5 protein-coding genes are annotated in these 3,409 nt (G+C 76.4%); 2 read left to right on the forward strand and 3 right to left on the reverse strand.

Features of this window, described 5'->3' with window-relative positions:
- Positions 1-796, reverse strand: a 796-nt coding sequence (locus GTW43_RS09015) for an NAD-dependent epimerase/dehydratase family protein (RefSeq protein WP_161301101.1), incomplete at its 3' end; no start/stop codon positions are given.
- A 434-nt stretch (positions 797-1,230) separates the two neighbouring features.
- On the opposite strand from GTW43_RS09015, the gene GTW43_RS09020 reads away from it, so the two are divergent.
- Positions 1,231-1,593: an STAS domain-containing protein gene (locus tag GTW43_RS09020; RefSeq protein ID WP_161301102.1), complete on the forward strand. Its 363-nt coding sequence runs from the start codon at positions 1,231-1,233 to the stop codon at positions 1,591-1,593.
- Positions 1,594-1,620: 27 nt separating this feature from the next.
- On the opposite strand, the gene GTW43_RS09025 is transcribed toward GTW43_RS09020, so the two are convergent.
- Together GTW43_RS09025 and GTW43_RS37440 are read right to left on the reverse strand one after the other, a co-directional pair.
- Positions 1,621-1,881: a hypothetical protein gene (locus tag GTW43_RS09025; RefSeq protein WP_161301103.1), complete on the reverse strand. Its 261-nt coding sequence runs from the start codon at positions 1,879-1,881 to the stop codon at positions 1,621-1,623.
- A 39-nt stretch (positions 1,882-1,920) separates the two neighbouring features.
- Positions 1,921-2,589 carry a hypothetical protein gene (locus tag GTW43_RS37440; protein ID WP_202501241.1) on the reverse strand — a complete coding sequence of 223 codons (669 nt, stop codon included), beginning with the start codon at positions 2,587-2,589 and terminating at the stop codon, positions 1,921-1,923.
- A gap of 142 nt (positions 2,590-2,731) precedes the next feature.
- Between GTW43_RS37440 and GTW43_RS09035 the strand changes: the two genes are divergently transcribed.
- Positions 2,732-3,409: DNA ligase (locus GTW43_RS09035; RefSeq protein WP_161301104.1), on the forward strand; the 678-nt coding region annotated here is incomplete at its 3' end.

The raw sequence follows: 3,409 nt of genomic DNA on the forward strand, positions 1-3,409 counted from the left end.
GGTGGGTGGGGCCCTCGACCCCGTGCCGGGCGAGCAGTTCCTCCGAGGTCCACACCGGTCGGCCCTGGTGGCCGGTGGCGTCCAGGCAGGCCGTGAGGAGGTCGCGCATGGTGGCGTGGCCGCGCGGCGCCGTCACGTTGAACACCCCGGCGGGCGCCGAGACGGCAAACGCGGCGACGTCGCGCGCGTCGACCGGCTGGATCGGCCGGTCGGGCTCGCGCGGGGCGAGGATCGCGCCGCCGCGCGCGCAGCGCCGCAGCCACCAGGGCAGCCGGCCGCTGTACTCGCCCGGACCGACGATCGCGCCGGGCCGCAGGATCGTGGTGCGGTCGGCGCCGAACGCCTCGGTCACGGCCCGCTCGCAGCCGGCCTTCCGCATCCCCTCCTGCTCGCCCGCGGGCCGCCCCTCGTAGGCCTCGGGGCCGGCGTCCGCCGGGGTGTCGTAGGTCGCCGAGGTCTCGGTGAGCGGGCCGGAGCCCCGGTCCCGGTAGACACCGACGCTCGACACGTAGATGTACCGGTCGGTGACCTCGGCGAGCGCGCGGGCGCCGGCCAGGACGTGCCGGGGGTCGGTGGCGGACGCCGAGGTGTCGATGACGACGTCCCACGGACCGTACCGGGCGAGCCGTTCGAAGTCGTCCGCGCTGGCGCGGTCACCGTGCACCGCGAGGGTCCCCGGCAGATACGGGGTGCTCTGCCCCCGGTTGAAGGTCGTGACCTCGCAGTCGTGCGCGAGGGCGTGGCGGGCAACTGCTCTGCCGAGGAACCAGGTTCCTCCGAGTAGGAGTACGTGCATGGAACGATCCTGCCGGGCGGTGCCGCCCACCACCATCGCCCGTGCGGCGTACGTGACGGGGGTGTGGGGTGATCACCGAAGTGATCAATAGGGTGAACCCACCGGTGGATCAGGTCACTTGCGGCGCACGGACGCCGACTCGCGACGCCGCCGGACAGCATCGGCCCGGGCACACCGCCCCGGACACATCGGCCCGGACCCGCCGCCCCGGACAGACCGACCCGATCCGCTCGTCCCCGCCGCCGGGAACCCCCGAACACACGGTCACCTCGTCACCCACTCAGGAGACCTCCCGCGTGCAGCAACGTTTCGCTGCGCGCCGTTCCTCCTACCGTGGACGACGGTCGTCCCCCGCACCCGCTGACCAGCGGCACTCCGCGGGGGCCGCTCAGCGACGGCCTCGGGCAGACGGGGCCCCGTCCCGAGGGATGCCGATGACCTCCCTGCCTCACCTCTGCACCGCCTGCCCGCACGCCGACCTCACCCACGACCCCCACGACGGCCGCACGGTGGTACGGATCCGCGGCGAGGTGGACATCGCCACCGCCCCGGAGATCCAGCACCTGCTCGACCGCGCCACCGGCGGCGACCGCCCACGCGTCCTACTCGACCTGCGGGCCGTGGACTTCATGGACTGCTCGGGCCTGCGTCTGCTCGTCCGGGCCGACCGGCGCACCCGCGAACGCGGCGGTGAACTGCGCCTGTTCTACCACCAGCCCGCCCTGCGCAAGCTGTTCCGCGTCAGCGGTCTCGCGGAGCGCTTCCGGCCGGCCCTGCCGCTGGAGCAGCGCCCGTGACCCGGGTCCGCCGCCGCGCGGCCCGGCTCACGGCACGTCCTCCTTCCACCGGAAGCGGCCCGGCCCCGCCGCCGCGTACAGGGACCGGCCGCCCGGGCCGTGCGCCCCCAGCTCCGTGGGGAGCGCCACCTCGGGCGGCAGGTCACCGCCCGGCGGCAGCGTCACGTCGAGGAGCAGCCCGTCCAGCGGGCCGCCCACGAGCTCCGCATAGGCACGGCCGGGCTGTGGGCTCGCGTCCTCGTGGTCGGCCCCGTACACCCGGCCCCGCATGAATTCCTGCTCGTCCATACCGTCGAGCCTCGCATCCGGCACTGACAACGCGGCCGGTCAGGACACGATCTGGAGCAGGGCCGTGCCGTCCGCCCCGGCCGCCACCTGGATCACCACGGCGTCCGGCTGCGGGCTCGGCGGGGCGGCGTCCCCGATCCCGCCGCAGGAGTTGCCGCCGCCGTCGGCCCGCACGACGGTGAGACATCCCTGGCCGGGGCCGCTCGCACTGCCCTTCGAGCTGTTGCCGCCGGAGGTGATCGCGTAGGCGACCTTGCCCGGGCCGACCTCTGTCACCGACAGGGTCGCCTTGCCGCGCGGGCCGGGGAACCGCAGCGTCACCGGCGCGGACACGGTGATCTCGCAGTTGCCGTCGGAACAGGCGCCGGTGTCGGTGCCGTCCGCCGCGGAGAAGGCGGGGCCCGGTGTGGACGGCCGGGGGGAGGGCGAGGTCCGGCCGGGTGTCCGTGCCGTCGCGTCCGGGCCGCCCGTGGACGTACGGTGCGCGGCGCCGGCCCCGTCGTCGTCCGTGGCGCCGCCGCAGCCGGTGGTCAGGGCCAGGGCCAGCGCGGCCAGCGCCGCGCCGAGCAGGGCCGGGTGCCTCCGGTGCGGACGGCCGCCCTTCGCGACACCGTCCCTCCGCCCCCTCGCGATCCTGCCCGCGCCCGCGGCCGTGGCCGCAGCCGTCGTCGAGGTCATGGACGTGGTGGTGGTCATGGTGGTGGTCATCGTGCGTCCCCCGGATCGCCCCGCTCCTGCGCTGCTCCGCAGCAGCCTGCCCGTTCGTCGGCGCCACCACTCCCCGCGCGCAAGAGCCCGGGCGGAGTACGCCGCCGCGCGCCCGGACCGGGAGCGGCGCCAGGCTGGAGGGGTGGAGTATCCCGTCGCGGTCGCCCTCGCCGCACCCGCCGAGAACCTGCCCGTGGGGCCCGGCTGGTGGTACGAGCCCGACTTCGAGGGCGAGCCGCTCGTCCTGCACCGCACCGCGCGCACGGTGCGGTGCCAGGCACGCTCCGGCCGGACCGTGACCGGGGTCTGGACGGACCTCGCCGTCGCGGCGCAGGCCGCGCTGCCACCCGGCGTCGTGCTGGACGGCGAGGCGGTGGTGTGGACGGGCGGGCGGCTCGACCTCGAGGCGGCACGGGCACGCGCCCGCTCCACGGCCCGCCGCACCTCGGTGCTCGCCGCCGAGTACCCGGCCTCGTACGCGGTGCGGGACCTTCTGGAGTCCGGCGGTGAGGACCTGCGCGAGCGCCCCTACGCCGAGCGGCGCGCGCTGCTGCTCGACCTGCTGCACGACGTGCCGCCCCCGCTGCAGGCCGTCCCGGCGACCGACGATCCCGAGGTCGCCGGGGTCTGGCTGGAGTCGCTCGGCGCCCAGGGCATCTCCGGCGTCGTCGCCAAGCGGGCCGACAGTCCCTACCGCGCCGGGCCGGTGTGGCAGGTGGTGCGCGGCGGGGGCCGGTTCGACGCCGAGGTCGTCGGGCACACGGGGCCGCCGGAGCGGCCGCAGCGGGCGGCCGTGCGGCTGCCGGACGGCACCCGCGCC

The organism is Streptomyces sp. SID5785 (genome assembly GCF_009870065.1).
Classification (GTDB): Bacteria; Actinomycetota; Actinomycetes; order Streptomycetales; family Streptomycetaceae; genus Streptomyces.